The organism is Paenibacillus sp. FSL A5-0031, assembly GCF_001956295.1.
Taxonomy (GTDB): Bacteria; Bacillota; Bacilli; order Paenibacillales; family Paenibacillaceae; genus Pristimantibacillus.
The window spans coordinates 15,097-32,677 of the sequence record NZ_MRTD01000019.1 but is presented as its reverse complement, the minus strand read 5'-3'; the positions used below and the strand labels follow the sequence as shown (position 1 = coordinate 32,677).

Here is a 17,581-nt window from a genome sequence, read left to right as displayed (position 1 = left end):
GCGTAGTGGAGGAACTGCATCTGTGCAGTTGAAAAAAGGGAGGTAATCATGTCCATTATACGCCTTGCTACCCTGGAAGATATCGATGAGCTTGTTCGAATGCGCTGGGAGTTCTCGGAAGAGGAGAACAGCGATAGTACACTAAACTACGAGGAGTTCCATCAGACTTGTTATGAATTCTTAGTTAAAGCAATGAAAAGCGGAGACTGGTATATTTGGGTAGCAGAAGATTCAGGAAACATAGTGTCACATATGTATCTTCAACTTATTCATAAAGTGCCTAGACCCGGTAAATCCCCGGACCCTTATTATGGATACGTGACCAACGTATATACGCGACCAGCATTTAGAAATCAAGGAATCGGCAGCGACATTCAATTGGCCATGGAGCTTTGGTCAAAAGAAAATAAAGTCGAGTTCCTATTGGTTTGGCCGAGCAGCAATAGTGTGCAGTTTTACTCCAAAAATGGTTTCTTTCGCTGCGATGAAGCGATGGAAAAGCATTTTTAATTTTATAATAAGAGCAGGAGCTGCGATAGCCTGCTCTTCTTTTTTTGCTCTCTCAAAAAATAGTGAAATTTCTCTATTCGTATTCGTCCACATCCGCTAAGATGGGTTAGTACTCAAAAAGATGGATAGCGGGGGTTCAGCACCCCAATAGAAAAGGAGCACTAACCATGATTAAGCAAGTATTAGGATTACAACAGAAAGAAGGATCTGCTGAAAAGAAGGTTACCTGGCTGGAATTGTTTTATGATTTGCTTTTTGTAGCGGCAGTTTCAAAAGCAGCTCATGTGCTGCTGCATGTCGAGAATGGCTCCATTCCAGTAGAATACTTAGGGAAATTCGTTCTAATTTTTGTTCCGATCTGGTGGGCTTGGGTGGGGCAGTCGCTTTTTGTAAATCGCTTCGGACAAGATGTCTTGTCTCACAGAATATTTCTGATATTACAATTATTTTTTGTATTAATCATGACCGCCAGCTTATCGGTTGATTTTGATCAATATTATGTTTCATTTTTAATAGGCTATATTGGTTTAAGAGCTATGACGGCTATTCAATATTTAGCGGTACATAAGAAAGAAGAAGCACATAAAAAAATCACTGCTCAGTATTTAGGGAGTCGCTTTTGGATTGGTTTGGTCATATCTGCATCATCATTATTTTTTGACTCGTGGATACGTTATGCCGTTTTGTATGCAGGAATAGCAGTAGACATATTGCTGCCTTTAATCGGTCGAAAATATTTAGTGAAAAGCCCGGTAAATACTCATCATTTATTAGAACGCTTCTCTTTGTTTACCCTTATTCTGCTTGGTGAATCCGTAATCAGCATACTAGCCGTATTGCAGTCCAGCAACTGGACGTGGCAATCTATCTTATTTGCGTTAATTACTTTTGTGTTAATCATCGCTATGTGGTGGCAATATTTTGATAACGTCGAGAAGAAAGTAAACAAATCAATAGAGACTGCAGGACAAACGATCATTTATGGGCATTTATTCATTTATTTATCAATGTGTATGATCGCAGCTTCGATCCAGTTGTTATTTTTGAAGCAATTAGATTATTTATTTATGTTAGGTTATATGTTTGGATCTGTATTGCTCTACTTTTTTTCAACCTCATTAGTTTTCCATAAGTATAGACATGAACATCAAAGATTGGGCATCTCACATTTAGCGCTTTTCTTAGGGCTGCTGATCGCTTTTTTTACAGTGGATTTGTTTCTAGTACTTCCCAATTACATAATCATCGGAGAAGTGATGGTGTTTTTTGTTGTATATGCAAAATTAACAACTCAAAACGTGAAAAAGCCATGAACACGGATCATTGCTGAACGGTGCTCATGACTATCGACTTGTCTGCTGCTTGCTACGGGCTGATGATACCTTTGGCCCGTGCGTCTTTCAGCCACTGCGGGTATTCATTGAATAGTCGATCATACAGATCTTCGTCACTTACTTGATCCAAATCATCCAGCGCAAAAAAATCGGCGTTATCGAGTACTCGCCCTCTCAAATCATCGAGCTTGCGCAGCACGCCGAAGTCGGCATTACCGAGGCCGACAAATTGCCAAAATATATTTTGACCGGAGCTATCAATAAGCAGCTTCGAAATTTTCTTCGTTTCATAGATGCCTCCATCACTGAAGAAGACTATATAGGTTGGCATTTTTGAAGGCTCTTCTTGCGTATACTTCTTGATTATATCGGCCATAACGAGAGGTTCATTATTACCAGCACCGAGGCCACCAAATAGGCGAGGGGCTGGATATGTATTTTTAACGTAATTTTCGTATTCATTTTCGTTTACGCTCTTCATTCGTTGACTTTTCGAGGCAAAGAACCAGACATCCATCATGCCATCGTCATCCATACTGGCGGCAACTGCAAGTACCCGCTCAAATGCTCGCTGCACGACGCCTTTTTCGTAGAGAGCATACATGGAGCCGGAAGCGTCGAATATAACAGCTACGCGCGCTTTTTGCTGATCGATATTTTTTTTGCGAAGCGATATGGCCACTTTTTGTTTCAACAAATCAATTTTGTTCAAATTAATTTTAGATGGCGCAGTACTTGCCGAGGAACTCGCTGCGCCTGAGCGTGCAGCTTTGATTTCGGATACAGCTTTTGAGCGTGCCTGATCGGCTTGAATCGTCGGAGCTGCTGGGGATGGGGGACTGCTTGTATCTGCTTCCTCAGCAACGTTTACGCCATGAGCTTCCGCGAGCGGTTTCAAACCACCGTGGAAACCTTTGCCAACCGCGCGAAGCTTAAAGCCGCTTGAATGCAGGTACAGCTCGGCGAGCACTAGCGAGGTTTCAGCATTTCCTTCTGTTATTTCATATACAATTTTATTCAACGAGGTTTCGGTAGTGATTTGGCATCCCTTTACATCTGCGAACGTTCCCGGTCCATCAAGGGTGATCGCAAATACGCATTTTTGAACCTTCGATGATTGGAGGGCAGTAAGATTAATGATAAATTCACTATTCCATTTGTCTTGTGGAGTGAATTGCACGATGCGCCCGGGATCGGCAGGCTGGTTATAAAATACGAAATAATCATCGGATGAAACTTTACCGTCAGAGCCTACCATAAAGCAGCTGACATCGAGCTCTGCTGGCGAATGCTTGCAGGAAATGGCAACCTTCACCGAGGTCGCGTCGCCAAGTGGAGCATTGGCGCCTGTTATTAATTTAATCGTAGAAGTACTCATACGTTCACTCTCCTTGTCTCGTACTGAGAATGTGAGGGATAACCTGCATATTATGGAAACCTTACACTGTAATGGTTGAATTATATCATAGGATTGAATAGAGAACTATTTTAATAGATGGGTGTAATTTAATAGATTATCCATGCTTATGAATCAATCTGCTTAGCAGTGGAATGGGATTGGCTGTTGGAATTTAAGATGTTGATTCTACGAGCTTCCAAGCTTTGCTCATTCTTTCTATCCCGACTGACAAATCATCGTCTGTGAGATGCGAAAAGCCGAGGCTTATGCCAATCCGATTAAGGTTCGTTCGATCTTTCGCCCACTCGACGCCTGCTTCCCGGCAAGCCTTCTCAAAAGCATCATAATCCTCCTGCGCTCCTGTCCACCAACCGAAAATATGCAAACCTGCATCTCCCTCAACCCAGCGAATTGGAATGGTCAATCGTTTCAAAGCGTCGCGCAAAAGAGTGAATTTGTGGCTGTATATTCGCTTCATTCGTCTCAAATGCCGTTCATACAGCCCGCTGTTCATGAACGAGGCGAGCGCCCGCTGCTCAAGAATCGCGCTTGGATGCGGCTCATATAAAGCCTTTGCTCTAGCGAAGGGCACGACCAAAACTCTCGGCAGGACAACAAAACCAAGCCTTATATCCGTCATCATCGTTTTGGAAAATGTACCTGTGTATATGACGAGATCAGCTGAAGTATCCAAACTTTTGAGCGTCTCAATTGGTTTGCCTCGGTGGCGGAATTCACTGTCATATTCATCCTCAACGATAAATGCATTTTGATCAGCGGCCCATTGGAGTAGCTGCTGCCTTCGCTCCATGTTCAACACAGCCCCCGTTGGGTATTGGCGATTCGGTGTAACAAAAAGCAGCTGGGCATTCCAAGGTTGCGGAACTAGTCCCTGATCGTCAACTTCACCTTCAATTAACACTGCTTCTGAAGCAAGCACAGCTTTCCGAATCCCGTAATAACCTGGGCTTTCGGCTACAACGGCATCCCCAGAGCCTGCTAAAAGCTGTGTCAGCAAGGCAATTGCCTGCATTGATCCGTTTACGATCGCAATTTGCGCCGAATCAGCAACAATACCCCGATAGCGCTGAAGATGCTTAGCGATGGCTTCGCGCAAAGTTTCCACACCAAGCGGCTTGTGTGCATCGATATTAGCTTTTTCTGTCATTTTCCTTGTTTCATCATACAGGCACCGATTCCAGTCTTCCTTCGAAAACGAGCTCATGTCGGTTATTCCTAGTTGAAAGGATATTTTCTCGGAACATTTTGAATGCTCTGAACCATCATTTACTAATGTCTGATGGCTATCCGCCCCATGAATGTGGGTATCTGTTTCCCTGATAGGAACTGCCATGCCTGCAATCCGCTCACCCCATTCAGACAATTGTATTTCTCTCTTGGCAAAAGGGAGCAACGAAAGGTTCGTTGTCTGATAACTAACGTATGTTCCGCTGCCGGCCAAGGGAGCCACATACCCTTCAGCTGCGAGTGCCTCAAGTACATTCGAAACTGTACCGCGTGAAAATCCATACATCCTCGCTAGTTCTCGGCTAGAAGGAAGCTTATCCCCATGGACAAGCTTGCCTTCCATCAAAGCATCCCGCAGCGCATGGTACAACATCTCATATTTGGTGGTGTAACGTTCCTTATACGGCTCTAAAGCTAAATAAATAGTCATGTTTGCTTACCTGCCGTTTCTAAAGTGGTCTAATGAAATTAATCGAAAATGGATCTATTACTAATCCGATATGCATCATATAATGACAACAATCTCACATTTCCAGTAAACAAGCAATACGGAATCCATACCATAGCAGAGATACTATTCTTATATAAAATCGGAGGTCACGGGTAATGAATAAAGAAAAAAACACATTGCAAGGAACGCGCGCAAAGCTGACCTTGTTGGAGGAGCATCATGCTGGCATGCTGCTGGAAGCGGCAAAGGACACACCGATTTGGGGTGTGACTTTGAAAGGGATTTCTTCGTTAGCTGACGTCGAGCAGTATATTGGGCTAGCCAAAAAAGAAGAGGCGGCAGGAACCTGCATTCCTTTTGTTATATGGGATCAGGTACAGAAAAAAATCGTTGGGAGTACCCGATTTTTCGATATTTCAGCAGAACATCGCGGTTTGGAAATCGGCTATACCTGGATGAACCCCAGTGTTTGGCGGACAAGGGTGAATACCGAATGCAAATATTTGCTGCTGCGCGAAGCATTCGAGAATCACAACATGATCAGAGTACAGCTTAAAGCGGATCTTCGTAATACGAGGTCACAGGCAGCGATTGAGCGCATCGGCGGTATTCGAGAAGGGGTGCTGCGCAACCATCGTGTGTTAAGTGACGGCTATATTCGCGATACAGTAATGTACAGCATTACGAATCAGGAATGGCCGTCGGTTAAGGCAAGGCTGGAGTCTTATCTTTCTGAATAGGAATGGGGTTAGACCTTTTCATTCGTAGATAAACAAATAATTTCTTGACAGCTCACCTTGAGTCGGTATACATTTGTATACATAAATCACTTGTATACAATTGTATACACCTTGAGGGGGAGTAACGATGCGCGAGGGAAGACACGGACATATAGGGCAACACGGACACATAGGGCATCATGAGCACAGAGGACACAGAGATCGGGGACATGAACACGACGGTAGAAAACATGAGCGTTCTTCAAGCGCTCAAACCTTTCGCCGAGGAAGAGCGATTGCGTTCCTTGAGAGACTTCAAACGAAGCGCTCAACTTTACTGCATCAACTCAATCAGCCAGAATACGACGCCATCAAACTAGTTATAAGTGGTGAATTAAAAGCAACGGATGCGATTATTCAGGAGTTTATCCAGTCGTTTGAGCTTCGCGAAGCAGCTCCTGAAAGCGACAATAACAGGATTGGAGAAGATGAGAAAAATGACAGTAACTGAAGCAATAAGAACCCGTAGAAGTATTAAATCATTCAGTTCTCAGCCCATTTTCGAAAGTGATTTGATTTCTTGGCTAGAGACTGCCAGCTATGCGCCTAACCATCGCTTTAATGAACCTTGGGAGCTCCTGTTTATTGGACCAGAAACAAGAATCAAATTAAGTCATAAAACGGACTTTGGCAAAGCGCCTGTCGTTATTGGAGTATTGTCTAAACCAGGTTCGACTTCATTTGAACGCGACGAGAATGTTATGGCTGTCTCATGTTTTGTACAGAACTTCTTATTAGCTGCTCATGAAGCAGGTGTTGGTGTGTATTGGGCATCTCTGGGGGCTTTGGCTCATAACCGCACCATTCTGGATGTGCCGGAAGATTACGATGTTATTGGTGTATTTGGAATTGGTTATCCAGCAGAACTTCCAAATGCTAAGCCAAGAACATCAATTGCTTCCAAGATTACGTATCTCTCTTAAAAATGAACCTCTCTACAGATTGATTGGCTGTGGGGAGTTTTTTTGTCATTAGTGAATGATCTAAAGCAAGAATCATTCACTTTGACTAACCAATTCGTAACGTTATATTTATAGCAATTCCTCAAATTGAATCTCAAACAACAAATAATTAATATATAAAGGTTGTGATTCCATGCTAACGCCAGTCACCCTTCGAGGGGATCTAGTCCATCTCGAACCAATGACGATGGACCACGTCGATGCTCTCTGCTCCGCCGCCTCGGAAGATCGGTCACTTTATACGTATACGAATGTGCCAAATGGGCGGGTGGATACCGAACGATACATAGAGGGTGCATTAATGTCCTACGAGAAAGGCCGTGCAGTGCCATTTGTGGTCCGTCATATTAAAACAGGGCGTATTGTTGGAACCACAAGATTTCTGGATTTAGAGGTTTTCTCATGGCCGCCTCCATGGCCTCCAGGGGTTGCGAGTGGACCATCGCCTTCGGATGAGAAACCGCCAACCGTGGCCGAAATCGGCAGCACTTGGTATGCAGCCTCAGTTATTCGTTCAGGAGTTAATACAGAGTCTAAGCTTCTTCTGCTTACCCATGCGTTTGAAACGTGGAAGGCGACTAGAGTTTCGCTCAAAACAGATGCTCGCAATTTACGTTCTCGTTCAGCGATATTACGGCTTGGTGCTGCTTTTGAAGGTATTCGAAGGGCACATGTTCCTGCAAGCGATGGGGGTATTAGAGATACAGCTTATTATTCGATACTTGCCGAGGAATGGCCAGCGGTGCGAGCCAATCTTCAAGAACGTCTTCAAAGAGGCACAAATCGTTAGGGGCCATTTCCAATGATCTTCAATTGAAAAGTGATTTTTTAAAATATAACCTCTCTAGCGTGAAGATACACGGTGTAGAGGTTTTTTGTGTTTTATGTAGTCAAGAGCGTTGAACAAAAAGAGTGAGTTCATTTGTTGAGAAAATTTACATTTAATGATACTCTAAATTTAGGCAGTACCTAATTATTTTAGTTACTGCCTAATGTGGTGTCGAGGGGTGTTTAACTTGCTTGAATGGATGCTCAGAAAAATGATGGCTGATCGAGGAATATGGACGGGTGCAGCACTGGCTCGCTTGCTGGAGGATAAGGCTAACTATAACCTTTCTGCTCCTTCAATCAGTGCTCTAATATCAGGTAAACCGAAGCAAATGAAGGCTGAAACGTTAGATGCACTTTGTACGGCATTAGAATGTAAACCTAATGATCTATGGGTACATACCCCAACTTTACAAGTAAAGGAGGCTTAGTTTGTGGCTATAAAAGCAATTCTGCCCTTTGGTGATCCTGTTCTTCGAAAGAAAGCTAAGCCAATTGAAAGCATTACTCCGAAAATTATAAAGCTTTTGGATGATTTGGCTGAAACACTCTATAATTCGAATGATGGTGCTGGTCTAGCTGCTCCTCAAATAGGCATTCTAAGAAGAGTGATTGTCATGGATTGTGGCGATGGGCTTATTGAACTGATTAACCCGGAGATCGTATATCAAAGCGGTGAACAAGTTGGCTCTGAAGGGTGTTTATCTCTTCCTGGATATTATGGCATAGTTAAAAGGTCACAACATGTGAAAGTGAAAACGTTAACTAGATCAGGTGAAGAGCTTGTTATTGAAGCAGAGGGTTTTCTGGCCAGATGCATACAACATGAGGTAGACCACTTAAATGGTACGCTTTATATTGATCTTATCCAAGAGAATTCTTTTTTTGTAGAGGGGACGAATGAACGGGCAGATCTTATCGAGGCATGCAAGTTATCCTATACAAATTTGTAATAGAGGATTGTTAAAATTCAATATTATCTTAACCTAAAACGAGCCACTAGAAGCGATTCTAGGGCTCGTTATTTTTTTGGATATGACCTTCAAGTTGCGAGTTATCGTTAAGACAGGCTATTTGGTATTACAAGTGCTGAATCAGTTGCTTAACGAGCTTTTCCAAGTAAAGCTGGTCAACCTCGTCAAAACGATCAAGCTCAGGGCTATCTATGTCGAGAACGCCGAACAACTCGTCGTTTATAATGATTGGAATAACAATTTCGGATTGGGATGCGGCATCACATGCGATATGTCCCGGGAACTCATGCACATTTCCAACTCTGACAGTTACTCTTTGGCTGGCAGCTTTCCCGCAAACGCCTCGATGCAGAGGAATGCGGACGCAAGCGGGTAATCCTTGAAAAGGTCCTAGGACTAGTTCTTCGCCCCGATACACGTAAAATCCAACCCAATTAATACGATCTAAAAATTGATTAAGCAAGGCCGATACATTGGACAGATTGGCAATTACATCAGATTCACCCTCCAGCAAAGCTTGAAGCTGCCGGATGGCCAAATCGTATTTTTGCTCCTTTGATCCTTCGTATTGTTCTGGATGAAACATCGTTCGACTCCTTTATCTTAAACGGGATTAGTTTATTATTTTTTGTTGTACATCACATTTTAGCATACTCCCTAATAAGATTTAAACATTTCGAGATAACCAGGATATGAAGCAGCGGAAATCAAATGGATTAATTTTCAATGGGAGAACGCATACTAACAAAAAAGGAGTGATGGTTATGGAAAATAATAAAGACAATTCGAAAAAAGACTACAAGCCAGACATTACGAATTACGATTATGTTTGGGGCAGTGACCAAGATGAATATGTGAAAAACGACCAACCAGCTGACGAAGCAACAAAGCAAGAGATTGAACTTTCGGAAAAATGATTTAATAGCACGTATATTTAAATCAGGAAGAAAAAAAGTCCCTATCTTTAGGGACTTTTTTTGCTGTTTACACCGATGGTCATCGGTCATAAAAATCATTCAAATTGAGCAACGATTAAATATAATTTCACCAATTTTTCTGTATCCTATGGAGTTGGGGTGAATCAAATCCTTAGACCAAAAGGTGTCGTCTTCAGCTATTGGATGATTCCAGAAATCGATAGGCATTAATTTGTACTCGCTGCTAAGTGAACGAACGACTTCATTTGCTTGCAGCAGCTGTTCTTTTATTACTCGTTTTTTTTCATCAGGCAAAGGCAATCTAGCTGTAAAGTCGGGAAGATTTCCGATTATAACAGCAGCACCTGACTTGCTTAACGCATCTATCATGAGCTCCATTTCCGATTTATACTCATTGAAGTTCCAGCGTCCTTTTAAAATATCATTTGCGCCTGCGATTAGGCTGACTAAGTCGGGCTCTAGTGCTAGAGCCTCTTCCAGCTGCTTTAAGCGAATTTCTTTGGTTATCAATCCACGTTTAGCCAAATTGGTGTATTTTAATGTGGGCTCATGCAGCTCGGCGAAGTGATGTACCCAGCTCTTTAATGGGGTCTCCTCTACTTCATCACCAATACCTTCCGTAAAGCTATCACCTATGGCTACAAAGTGTTTCCACATATCGGGCACCTCTTTCTATTTTATGTATACCTATAGTATAAGACACCGATGTAATGGAGTCGAAGACTAGATGAATCAAACTATTGATTTATCTAGTCTTTTTTCTGTCCAAATGTTAAAAACGTCAATGTTGAAAGCACATGAAATCGCTTAACATTAAACTAGTGTTTGTATTGCTTTTGAGCACAATCTTCTAAATAATGAAAAAGTGTATACGGTGAAGCCGCATCATTTGCAAGTGGAAACAAAAAACAAGACTAAGCTGCTGATTCATGGCAATCTTAGCAAAAATGGAGGCGGTACATATCCGTACAGGGTTTAGCAGAATAAAAAGCTCACTGTTGCTTCGCTTCGCCTTATTGCTGGCTTTGTTGCTGATCCCGATTGTCTTGATCGGGAACAACTTTTATTCTGGAGGCAGGGAGCTGCTGCGAAGGGAAATATCCAACTCGATGGAGTCGAGGGTTGATGCGAATATACGTGCGATGGAGAAGGAAGTCGAACGGATTCAACTGCTGCAGTTTGAATTAATTAACGACGAATCGCTGAACAAGTTGGCGGTTATTCCAGACTACATGAATCAATATGACAAAAGCCAAGCCATATTAATGGTACAGGACAGGCTGTTTGCACTAAAAAACAGCAGCGTATATATATCGGATGTGTCCGTACATATTCCCTCCCTTAACCGTACGATATCCGCTATGCAGGGAACGGGCGAAATGATGTATGAACAATTTAATGCTACTAGTGAGCTGGCTAGAAAGAGTCCGGGAAAAGCGATTTATTTCCTTAATCATATTCCGTATATTGTACTTGTTCACGAGGTGCGTGGTTTGTACGAAGCGGAAAATGCGATGTATTCCATTATTGTGGAGCTCTCACCGAATGAGCTAAGCAAATCGCTTTCCTCTTTAGAGAGCAGTGAGAATAGCGGCTCCGTTTTAAGCGATCCGAACGGCGATTTTATTATTCGCACTCATCATTATGAGAATCCCTATTTGGATCAGTACATCGATCAATATAAATCGGGTGCACCGAATGAATACGAGAATATTAGGAGTGTCGGCGAGGGAGATGATAGAGTGCTCGTATCCTCTCGGTTCTCTGAGCTTCTCGGGTTCTCGCTCATTCATTTTGTGCCTGAGAAACATTTGTTCAATAATTTACATCGTTACCAGCAGCTGTTCTGGGTGTTAATTGCCGTATTCCTCTTCTTTATTATTGTTTTGTGTCTTTCCTTGTACCGTATGATCCATCGGCCGTTGCTTGCGCTTCTGCGCGCATTTAGGAAGATGGAGAAGGGCGAATTGGACGTAACGATTACCGAGAACAGCCGAAGCGAGTTCGGATATTTGCTCCAGGGCTTTAATAAAATGTCCCGTTATATGCGGGATTTGATTGAACAAGTATATACGCACAAAATATTAGTTCAACGAGCTGAGCTGAAGCATCTGCAATCACAAATTAATCCGCATTTTCTATATAACAGCTATTTCACGCTGTATAACATGATTGCGGTAGAAGATCATGACAGTGCCAAGCAGTTCGCTTCCCAGATGGGCAGCTATTTGCAGTACATTACCCGCAATTCCTCAGATGAAGTACCGCTTTTCGAGGAGGCCAAGCATGCCACAATTTATGCTGAAATTCAGGGCAGGCGCTTTCGTCTGCGGATGAAGGCCAAGTGCGGCGAAGTTCCAACCGCTTATCGTGAGGTTAAGGTACCGCGCCTTATTCTTCAGCCCTTAATCGAAAACGCTTTCGAGCATGTTTTTGATCATGTGGAGGAAGGCGGACTTCTGTCAATCACTTTCGAAGAAGCAGAGGATTGTTTGTTGATTCGTGTGGAAGACAATGGCCTATTATTGGATCAGGAACGGCTGGAGACGCTAGAGAAGCTGCTGAGAACGGATGAAAGTACGATTGAAACGACCGGCCTTCTAAACATACACCGAAGGTTGCGGATGAAATACGGGGAGCGAGGCGGAATCGTTGTGGGGCGCAGCCGCCTTGGAGGATTGGAAGTTCGTTTGACCATATGGAAGGAGGACCAGGAGTATGCTTAGATTGTTAATTGTTGATGACGAGCCCGATATTGCGGACGGTCTCTATACGCTTCTGCAGGAACGTTTTCCGATCGAATTCGAATTATATAAGGCTTATTCTGGAAAGAGCGCACTCGAATGGTTAAGGAGGGGCAAATTTGACATCGTAATGACCGATATTCGAATGCCTGTTCTAAGCGGTCTGGAGCTTCACAAGCATATTCGCAGGTTATGGCCTAGATGCAAAGTTGTTTTTTTGACCGGGCATAGCGAATTCGATTATGTATACGAGGCTATTCATTATGACAATACCAGCTATCTTCTTAAGACGGAGGGCCATGAGAAAATTTTGGATACGATTGGCAAGCTGGCAGAGGATATCGCCGGAGAACAGCAGATTGAAGGTCTTATGGGCAAAGCGATGCAGCAGATGGAGCAAACGCTGCCGCTGCTTCAAAACGAGCTGTTAAGCGAACTGCTCTATGATGAATCCTTTGATAGGCACAGCAAGTTCAATCAATTCGAGGAGCTGGGTATTCTGCTCGATCCGAAGCGTCCAGTCCTCCTCATGATGGCTAAAATGATCGGATTGGATTCTGGATCGCGGCAGGCTGGAAAGGCGCAGCTGCATGCAGGGATGAAGGTAATTGAGGAGCAGTATGGTTATTCCCACCTGCATATGAAGTATATATTTGTGGACAAGGAAACAATGGTCTGGTTCATACAACCGTCAGCCAGTCATCTAAACGAACCGATTGAACATTCTGCTTTGTGGAGCGACACTCGACTAGCGGTTCGGGAATATGCGGAGAATGCAGAGGCTGCCTTTCAGCTCTCTTTCCATATTTCACTATTTTTTCTGCTGGACAGGTCTCCTTGCGAATGGGATGACATTGCGGACCGATGGGCGATGCTGGAGCATGAGTATCATCGTCAATCCGGTGATCGAAACGGTGTTGTTCAAGTTGAATTTGACGAGACCGAGCTTTACCTTACGAAGATGCTGCGCAAAACGGATTTGTTTGGCGAATATTTAGCAAACGGCCAAGCCGAAGCATTCGATTCGGCCTGGGATCGCTTCAAAGCTGAGCCCATGCGAATGGAATCGGTTTACTCTGCGCTATCGCTTGTTTTCCTGCGCCATATTCATCGATTTAATTTGCAGGAGCGCCTATCGGTACGCATTGATTTGTCGGTTTTAATGCAGCCGGCAGCTGATCAAGTGAATCTGGCATCATATATGGATTATTATTATCGGCTTGCCATGACGATTTTTGAGATGCAGCAGCAGGACCAGGCTGAACGCCGCGACCGAACCATTGATCTTGTGAAGGGCTATATTCACAATCACCTAGGAGAGGATCTATCTTTGGTGCGTTTATCCGAGATTGTACAATGGAATCCGTCTTATTTATCCAGAGCATTCAAAAAGGTGACAGGTACAAACGTGCTCACTTATATCCATGAGGCTAAGCTGAAAGAAGCGATGCGGATGCTGCTTCAACCAGATCTGAAAATTCATGAAATAAGTGCCGCGCTTGGCTTTATTTCACCGCCCCATTTTACACGATTCTTCAAGAAAGCAAGCGGTTATACCCCACAGGATTACCGATCGCTGGAAGAACGATGATGGATGGGCTTGCTCGGCAAATTTTTGCACAAAGGTAAAAAATAGATAAGCAGAAGTAAAGAAATGGCCTGTTACGTAAGTCGATGTAGCGGGCTTATACTTTATTCATGCAAGTGATAGCGTTTACAACAAAAGGGGGATTGAACATGCAACACAAAAGCTTGAAGCGATATTTAATTCTCGCTACAGCAGTCATGCTTCTCTTAACATCAGCATGCAGCACAACGAATAACGGTGCGAGTGGAAACAAGGGCAAGCAAGAAAACAGTGCAAATACAGGTGAGAGCAAAGGAACAGGGAATACGGATAATAAACCAGTTCACGCTGATCCGGTTGGCAAATATGAGCCTGCGATTGAAGTAACAACGGTGAGGTGGCTGCCGCCTTCTATCAAGTTTGAGAAGGGTGACAGCATAGACAACAATATTTGGTATCGCTCTTATGAAGATGAGCTGGGTATTAAGCTGATCAATAAGTGGAGCGTTCCACAGACACAGTGGCAGCAAAAAATGAATGTGACTATCGCATCTGGCGATATTCCTGATATTTTGACGGTGTCAGCTAATGAGCTGAAGCGCCTTGTCGATGCCGATATGGTCGAGGACATGACGGAAGTATTTGAGAAATACGCTTCGGAGAAAACGAAGCAAGTTATTAGTAATGATGGAGGCAACGGAATGAAGGCCTCTACTTTCGAAGGCAAATTGCTTGCCCTGCCTGGTGTTACCTTCACAGGAACCGGGGCTCAGATGTTATGGATTAGGCAGGATTGGCTGAAGAAGCTTAATTTGCCAGAGCCTAAATCGATGGAAGACGTATATCGCATTGCCGAGGCGTTTGCAAATCAAGATCCTGATGGCAACAACCAGAAGGACACGATAGGGCTGGGCGGAATCCATAAGGATCTGAACTCCTTAATGGGTTTCTTCGAAAGCTTTCATGCTTATCCGGGACGGTGGGTCAAAGATGATTCTGGACAGCTAATCTACGGTGACATTCAACCTGGCCTCAAGCCAGCGCTGCAGAAGCTGCAGGATCTGTTCAAAGCAGGTCTGATCGATCCAGAGTTTGCGGTCAAAGATCAGGCTAAAGCATACGAGCTGATTGCCGCCAACAAAACGGGCATGTTCTATGCAGGCGAAGGCGCCGTGTGGTGGCCGCTTACGGATCACTATAAGAAGGAAAAATCGGATTGGAAGCCGTATCCGCTTATATCCTTTGACGAACAGCCAGCCAGCACCTCGGGCGGCATTCCGGTTGGGAACTATTATGTCGTACGCAAAGGCTTCAAGCATCCGGAAGCGCTCGTGAAGCTGCTTAATTTTGCGGTAGAGAAGCAGTATGGACCAGAAGGTCGTCTAGATGCCTATTGGTACGGCGGAGAAAACAAGGAAATTAATGTATCAGCATTTGCAGCAGTCATTATTAGTGATCCATTGGAGCTCATTAATATTCACCGAGGTGTTCAGGCATCGGAGGATGCAGGGAAGTATGTAGATAATCCGATTGCGGATGTAAAACATCATTATGACCTCTACAAGCTGTGGTTGTCGGGCAAATTTAAAGACAGCAACGAGGAAGGGCAAGCATGGTCATCCTACAAATGGGCTGGACCTGGTGGCGGTATGAATGTAGTCAGCGACTATGTGAAGGAAAACAAGTACCTGGTCGATGAATATTCGGGACCGAGCACGCCGACGATGACAGCCAAGAAAAGCACGTTGGATAAAATGAAGCTGGAAGTGTTCACGAAAATTATTATGGGGCAATCGGATGTAAGCGAGTTCGATAAGTTTGTAGCGGATTGGAAGAAATTTGGCGGAGATGCAATTACGGCTGAAGTAAACGAATGGTATAAAGCTAAACAATAACCTGAGAAGGGAGAGGAAGCAGCTCGAATGGCTTGCTTCCTTTCTTACTCTATCAGCTTAGAAAGGAATGATCATGTTGCAAGCGGCGACCGTCAACAGAAGACGATCTTGGAAGAAGCATCTACCTCTGCATCTTATGCTGGTGCCCGGAATTCTATTGTTAATCATGTTTCATTATATCCCTATGGCAGGAATCGTCATAGCCTTCCAGAATTTCATTCCTGCTAAAGGCTTCTTCGATTCCAAATGGGTGGGTTGGAACAATTTCGAGTTTATGCTTCAAATGCCTGGGATTGGTCAAGTATTGTGGAACACCATTTTTATTGCTTTTCTGAAAATCATCTTCGGGCAAGTTGCCCCTATTGTGACGGCATTGCTGCTTAATGAAGTGCGGAAATCTTCGATCAAGAGATCGGTGCAGACTCTTATTTATTTACCTCATTTCCTATCGTGGGTCATTCTTGGCGGCATTCTAATCGATATTCTCTCACCATCACAGGGACTACTGAATGAAGTGATTAGCTGGTTTGGAATGGAACCGCTATTTTTTCTTGGCAATGATAAGCTGTTTCCTTATGTGCTCGTTGTCACGGATGTGTGGAAGGAATTCGGGTTTGGCACGATTGTTTATCTCGCTGCGCTTACAAGCATTAATCCTACATTATACGAAGCCGCCATTATGGATGGGGCAGGCAGATGGAAACAAACGATTCATGTGACATTGCCAGGGATGCTTCCCATCATCGTGCTGCTCGCGACACTGGGGCTTGGGGGCGTGCTGAATGCTGGCTTCGATCAAGTATTCAATTTGTATAACCCGCTTGTCTATCGTACGGGAGATATTCTGGACACTTTTGTGTATCGACTAGGTCTTATAGATGCTCAATATGCGGTTGCGACAGCTGTCGGCTTGTTCAAATCGGTGGTCTCTTTGATTTTTGTAGGAGCATCGTACTGGCTTGCTTATCGTATTGCTGGTTACCGTATTTTTTAAGGAAAGGAGAGACCGTTATGGACTTCAATGATTCACTGGGAAGAAAAGTTTTTCTTATCTGCAATAATGTTTTCCTTATTACGTTAGCTGTTGTTTGTTTGCTTCCTCTCATTAATATATTGGCTCTGTCGTTTAGCTCAAGCTCGGCGGCGACGGCTGGGGCGGTCAAGCTATGGCCAGTTGATTTTACGCTGAGCTCCTATAAGTACGCACTGTCCAAACCGGAATTTTTACAGTCGCTTTTTGTTTCTATTGTGCGGGTTGTCCTTGGTACGATTATCAGTTTATTGGTGGTTGTTATTTCCGCGTATCCGTTGTCGAAGGAACGGACGGAGTTTCCGATGCGAACCTTCTATGTGTGGTTCTTCTTTGTCACAATCCTGTTTAGCGGAGGATTAATTCCAACCTATATGGTCATTCGAAATTACCATATGCTTGATACGATCTGGGCACTTATACTTCCAGGCGCTGTGGCGGTGTTCAACATCGTGCTGCTGCTGAATTTCTTTCGCGGTACACCAAAAGAAATTCAAGAGGCTGCACTTGTTGACGGATGTACCCATTGGCAGCTGCTTTGGAAAATGATGGTTCCGATATCGATTCCTGCACTTGCGACAATTCTGTTGTTTACATGTGTAGGACAGTGGAATTCTTGGTTCGATGGACTGATCTATATGAACTCGCCTATGAATTATCCGTTGCAGACGTATCTGCAGACACTTGTTGTAAGTACGGAATTATTTACGGCAGGGGGAAACCTGACAGCGGAAGATATGAAGGCGCTTGCTGAGGTATCAGACCGTACAACCAAAGCCTCGCAAATTTTTCTTGCAGCACTGCCTGTGCTTGTTCTCTATCCTTTTTTGCAAAAGTATTTCATGAAAGGCATCGTACTTGGCAGCGTGAAAGGATAGATTCAAGAATTATCATGACTTCATATCGGGAGGAATGGTTTGTG

General features: G+C 43.8%; 18 protein-coding genes. 14 read left to right on the top strand and 4 right to left on the bottom strand.

Annotation, left to right across the window (positions count from 1 at the left end; genetic code table 11):
• The first annotated feature begins 48 nt into the window (after positions 1-48).
• The gene (locus BK120_RS26745) at positions 49-510 is read left to right on the top strand and encodes a GNAT family N-acetyltransferase (protein ID WP_076270569.1); all 462 of its coding nucleotides are present in this window, start codon (positions 49-51) and stop codon (positions 508-510) included.
• 167 nt (positions 511-677) lie between these two features.
• Positions 678-1,823, top strand: a complete 1,146-nt coding sequence (locus tag BK120_RS26740; protein ID WP_076270568.1) for a low temperature requirement protein A — start codon at positions 678-680, stop codon at positions 1,821-1,823.
• Positions 1,824-1,875: 52 nt separating this feature from the next.
• On the opposite strand, the gene BK120_RS26735 is transcribed toward BK120_RS26740, so the two are convergent.
• A complete protein-coding gene (locus tag BK120_RS26735; protein WP_076270567.1) occupies positions 1,876-3,222 on the bottom strand; it encodes a VWA domain-containing protein in 1,347 nt (448 codons plus the stop codon).
• 193 nt (positions 3,223-3,415) lie between these two features.
• Positions 3,416-4,921 (bottom strand): MocR-like pyridoxine biosynthesis transcription factor PdxR, encoded by a 1,506-nt coding sequence (pdxR, locus tag BK120_RS35555; RefSeq protein WP_076270566.1) that lies wholly within the window; start codon positions 4,919-4,921, stop codon positions 3,416-3,418.
• Positions 4,922-5,097: 176 nt separating this feature from the next.
• Here pdxR and BK120_RS26725 point away from each other — a divergent pair, with 176 nt between their 5' ends.
• The 6 genes from BK120_RS26725 (at position 5,098) to def (ending at position 8,464) form a co-directional block, all read left to right on the top strand.
• Complete coding sequence (locus BK120_RS26725; protein ID WP_076270565.1) at positions 5,098-5,682, top strand: GNAT family N-acetyltransferase; 585 nt, start codon at positions 5,098-5,100, stop codon at positions 5,680-5,682.
• A gap of 127 nt (positions 5,683-5,809) precedes the next feature.
• On the top strand, positions 5,810-6,172 hold the full coding sequence (locus BK120_RS26720) for a hypothetical protein (protein ID WP_083682507.1): 363 nt from the start codon (positions 5,810-5,812) through the stop codon (positions 6,170-6,172).
• Positions 6,159-6,644, top strand: coding sequence for a nitroreductase family protein (locus tag BK120_RS26715; RefSeq protein ID WP_076270564.1), 486 nt, complete (start codon positions 6,159-6,161; stop codon positions 6,642-6,644). The genes BK120_RS26720 and BK120_RS26715 overlap by 14 nt, the downstream gene beginning before the upstream one ends.
• A 172-nt stretch (positions 6,645-6,816) precedes the next feature.
• A complete protein-coding gene (locus BK120_RS26710; protein WP_076270563.1) occupies positions 6,817-7,473 on the top strand; it encodes a GNAT family N-acetyltransferase in 657 nt (218 codons plus the stop codon).
• A 226-nt stretch (positions 7,474-7,699) separates the two neighbouring features.
• A complete protein-coding gene (locus BK120_RS26705; RefSeq protein ID WP_076270562.1) occupies positions 7,700-7,942 on the top strand; it encodes a helix-turn-helix domain-containing protein in 243 nt (80 codons plus the stop codon).
• Between the two features lie 3 nt (positions 7,943-7,945).
• A complete protein-coding gene (gene def, locus BK120_RS26700; RefSeq protein ID WP_076270561.1) occupies positions 7,946-8,464 on the top strand; it encodes a peptide deformylase in 519 nt (172 codons plus the stop codon).
• Between the two features lie 127 nt (positions 8,465-8,591).
• On the opposite strand, the gene BK120_RS26695 is transcribed toward def, so the two are convergent.
• Positions 8,592-9,071: a GAF domain-containing protein gene (locus BK120_RS26695; protein WP_076270560.1), complete on the bottom strand. Its 480-nt coding sequence runs from the start codon at positions 9,069-9,071 to the stop codon at positions 8,592-8,594.
• Between the two features lie 178 nt (positions 9,072-9,249).
• On the opposite strand from BK120_RS26695, the gene BK120_RS35550 reads away from it, so the two are divergent.
• Complete coding sequence (locus tag BK120_RS35550; RefSeq protein ID WP_179089903.1) at positions 9,250-9,402, top strand: hypothetical protein; 153 nt, start codon at positions 9,250-9,252, stop codon at positions 9,400-9,402.
• 99 nt (positions 9,403-9,501) lie between these two features.
• Here the strand turns inward: BK120_RS35550 and BK120_RS26690 are convergent, their stop codons facing one another.
• A complete protein-coding gene (locus BK120_RS26690; RefSeq protein ID WP_076270559.1) occupies positions 9,502-10,080 on the bottom strand; it encodes an SGNH/GDSL hydrolase family protein in 579 nt (192 codons plus the stop codon).
• Between the two features lie 272 nt (positions 10,081-10,352).
• Between BK120_RS26690 and BK120_RS26685 the strand changes: the two genes are divergently transcribed.
• The 5 genes from BK120_RS26685 (at position 10,353) to BK120_RS26665 (ending at position 17,537) form a co-directional block, all read left to right on the top strand.
• Positions 10,353-12,149 (top strand): sensor histidine kinase, encoded by a 1,797-nt coding sequence (locus tag BK120_RS26685; RefSeq protein ID WP_076270558.1) that lies wholly within the window; start codon positions 10,353-10,355, stop codon positions 12,147-12,149.
• Positions 12,142-13,758 (top strand): response regulator, encoded by a 1,617-nt coding sequence (locus BK120_RS26680; protein WP_076270557.1) that lies wholly within the window; start codon positions 12,142-12,144, stop codon positions 13,756-13,758. Before BK120_RS26685 ends, BK120_RS26680 begins: the two co-directional genes overlap by 8 nt.
• Before the next feature lie 146 nt (positions 13,759-13,904).
• Positions 13,905-15,629 carry an extracellular solute-binding protein gene (locus BK120_RS26675; protein WP_076270556.1) on the top strand — a complete coding sequence of 575 codons (1,725 nt, stop codon included), beginning with the start codon at positions 13,905-13,907 and terminating at the stop codon, positions 15,627-15,629.
• Positions 15,630-15,702: 73 nt separating this feature from the next.
• Positions 15,703-16,623, top strand: a complete 921-nt coding sequence (locus BK120_RS26670; RefSeq protein WP_076270555.1) for an ABC transporter permease — start codon at positions 15,703-15,705, stop codon at positions 16,621-16,623.
• Positions 16,624-16,640: 17 nt separating this feature from the next.
• Entirely contained in the window at positions 16,641-17,537 is an 897-nt protein-coding gene (locus BK120_RS26665) for a carbohydrate ABC transporter permease (RefSeq protein ID WP_076270554.1), read from the top strand.
• Positions 17,538-17,581 lie beyond the last annotated feature (44 nt).

Excerpts from the sequence above, each read along its gene's own strand:
- BK120_RS26745 (WP_076270569.1), top strand. The coding sequence starts at position 49 with ATGTCCATTATACGCCTTGCTACCCTGGAAGATATCGATGAGCTTGTT.
- BK120_RS26740 (WP_076270568.1), top strand. The coding sequence starts at position 678 with ATGATTAAGCAAGTATTAGGATTACAACAGAAAGAAGGATCTGCTGAA.
- BK120_RS26735 (WP_076270567.1), bottom strand. The coding sequence starts at position 3,222 with ATGAGTACTTCTACGATTAAATTAATAACAGGCGCCAATGCTCCACTT.
- pdxR (WP_076270566.1), bottom strand. The coding sequence starts at position 4,921 with ATGACTATTTATTTAGCTTTAGAGCCGTATAAGGAACGTTACACCACC.
- BK120_RS26725 (WP_076270565.1), top strand. The coding sequence starts at position 5,098 with ATGAATAAAGAAAAAAACACATTGCAAGGAACGCGCGCAAAGCTGACC.
- BK120_RS26720 (WP_083682507.1), top strand. The coding sequence starts at position 5,810 with ATGCGCGAGGGAAGACACGGACATATAGGGCAACACGGACACATAGGG.
- BK120_RS26715 (WP_076270564.1), top strand. The coding sequence starts at position 6,159 with ATGACAGTAACTGAAGCAATAAGAACCCGTAGAAGTATTAAATCATTC.
- BK120_RS26710 (WP_076270563.1), top strand. The coding sequence starts at position 6,817 with ATGCTAACGCCAGTCACCCTTCGAGGGGATCTAGTCCATCTCGAACCA.
- BK120_RS26695 (WP_076270560.1), bottom strand. The coding sequence starts at position 9,071 with ATGTTTCATCCAGAACAATACGAAGGATCAAAGGAGCAAAAATACGAT.
- BK120_RS35550 (WP_179089903.1), top strand. The coding sequence starts at position 9,250 with ATGGAAAATAATAAAGACAATTCGAAAAAAGACTACAAGCCAGACATT.
- BK120_RS26690 (WP_076270559.1), bottom strand. The coding sequence starts at position 10,080 with ATGTGGAAACACTTTGTAGCCATAGGTGATAGCTTTACGGAAGGTATT.
- BK120_RS26685 (WP_076270558.1), top strand. The coding sequence starts at position 10,353 with ATGGCAATCTTAGCAAAAATGGAGGCGGTACATATCCGTACAGGGTTT.
- BK120_RS26680 (WP_076270557.1), top strand. The coding sequence starts at position 12,142 with ATGCTTAGATTGTTAATTGTTGATGACGAGCCCGATATTGCGGACGGT.
- BK120_RS26675 (WP_076270556.1), top strand. The coding sequence starts at position 13,905 with ATGCAACACAAAAGCTTGAAGCGATATTTAATTCTCGCTACAGCAGTC.
- BK120_RS26670 (WP_076270555.1), top strand. The coding sequence starts at position 15,703 with ATGTTGCAAGCGGCGACCGTCAACAGAAGACGATCTTGGAAGAAGCAT.
- BK120_RS26665 (WP_076270554.1), top strand. The coding sequence starts at position 16,641 with ATGGACTTCAATGATTCACTGGGAAGAAAAGTTTTTCTTATCTGCAAT.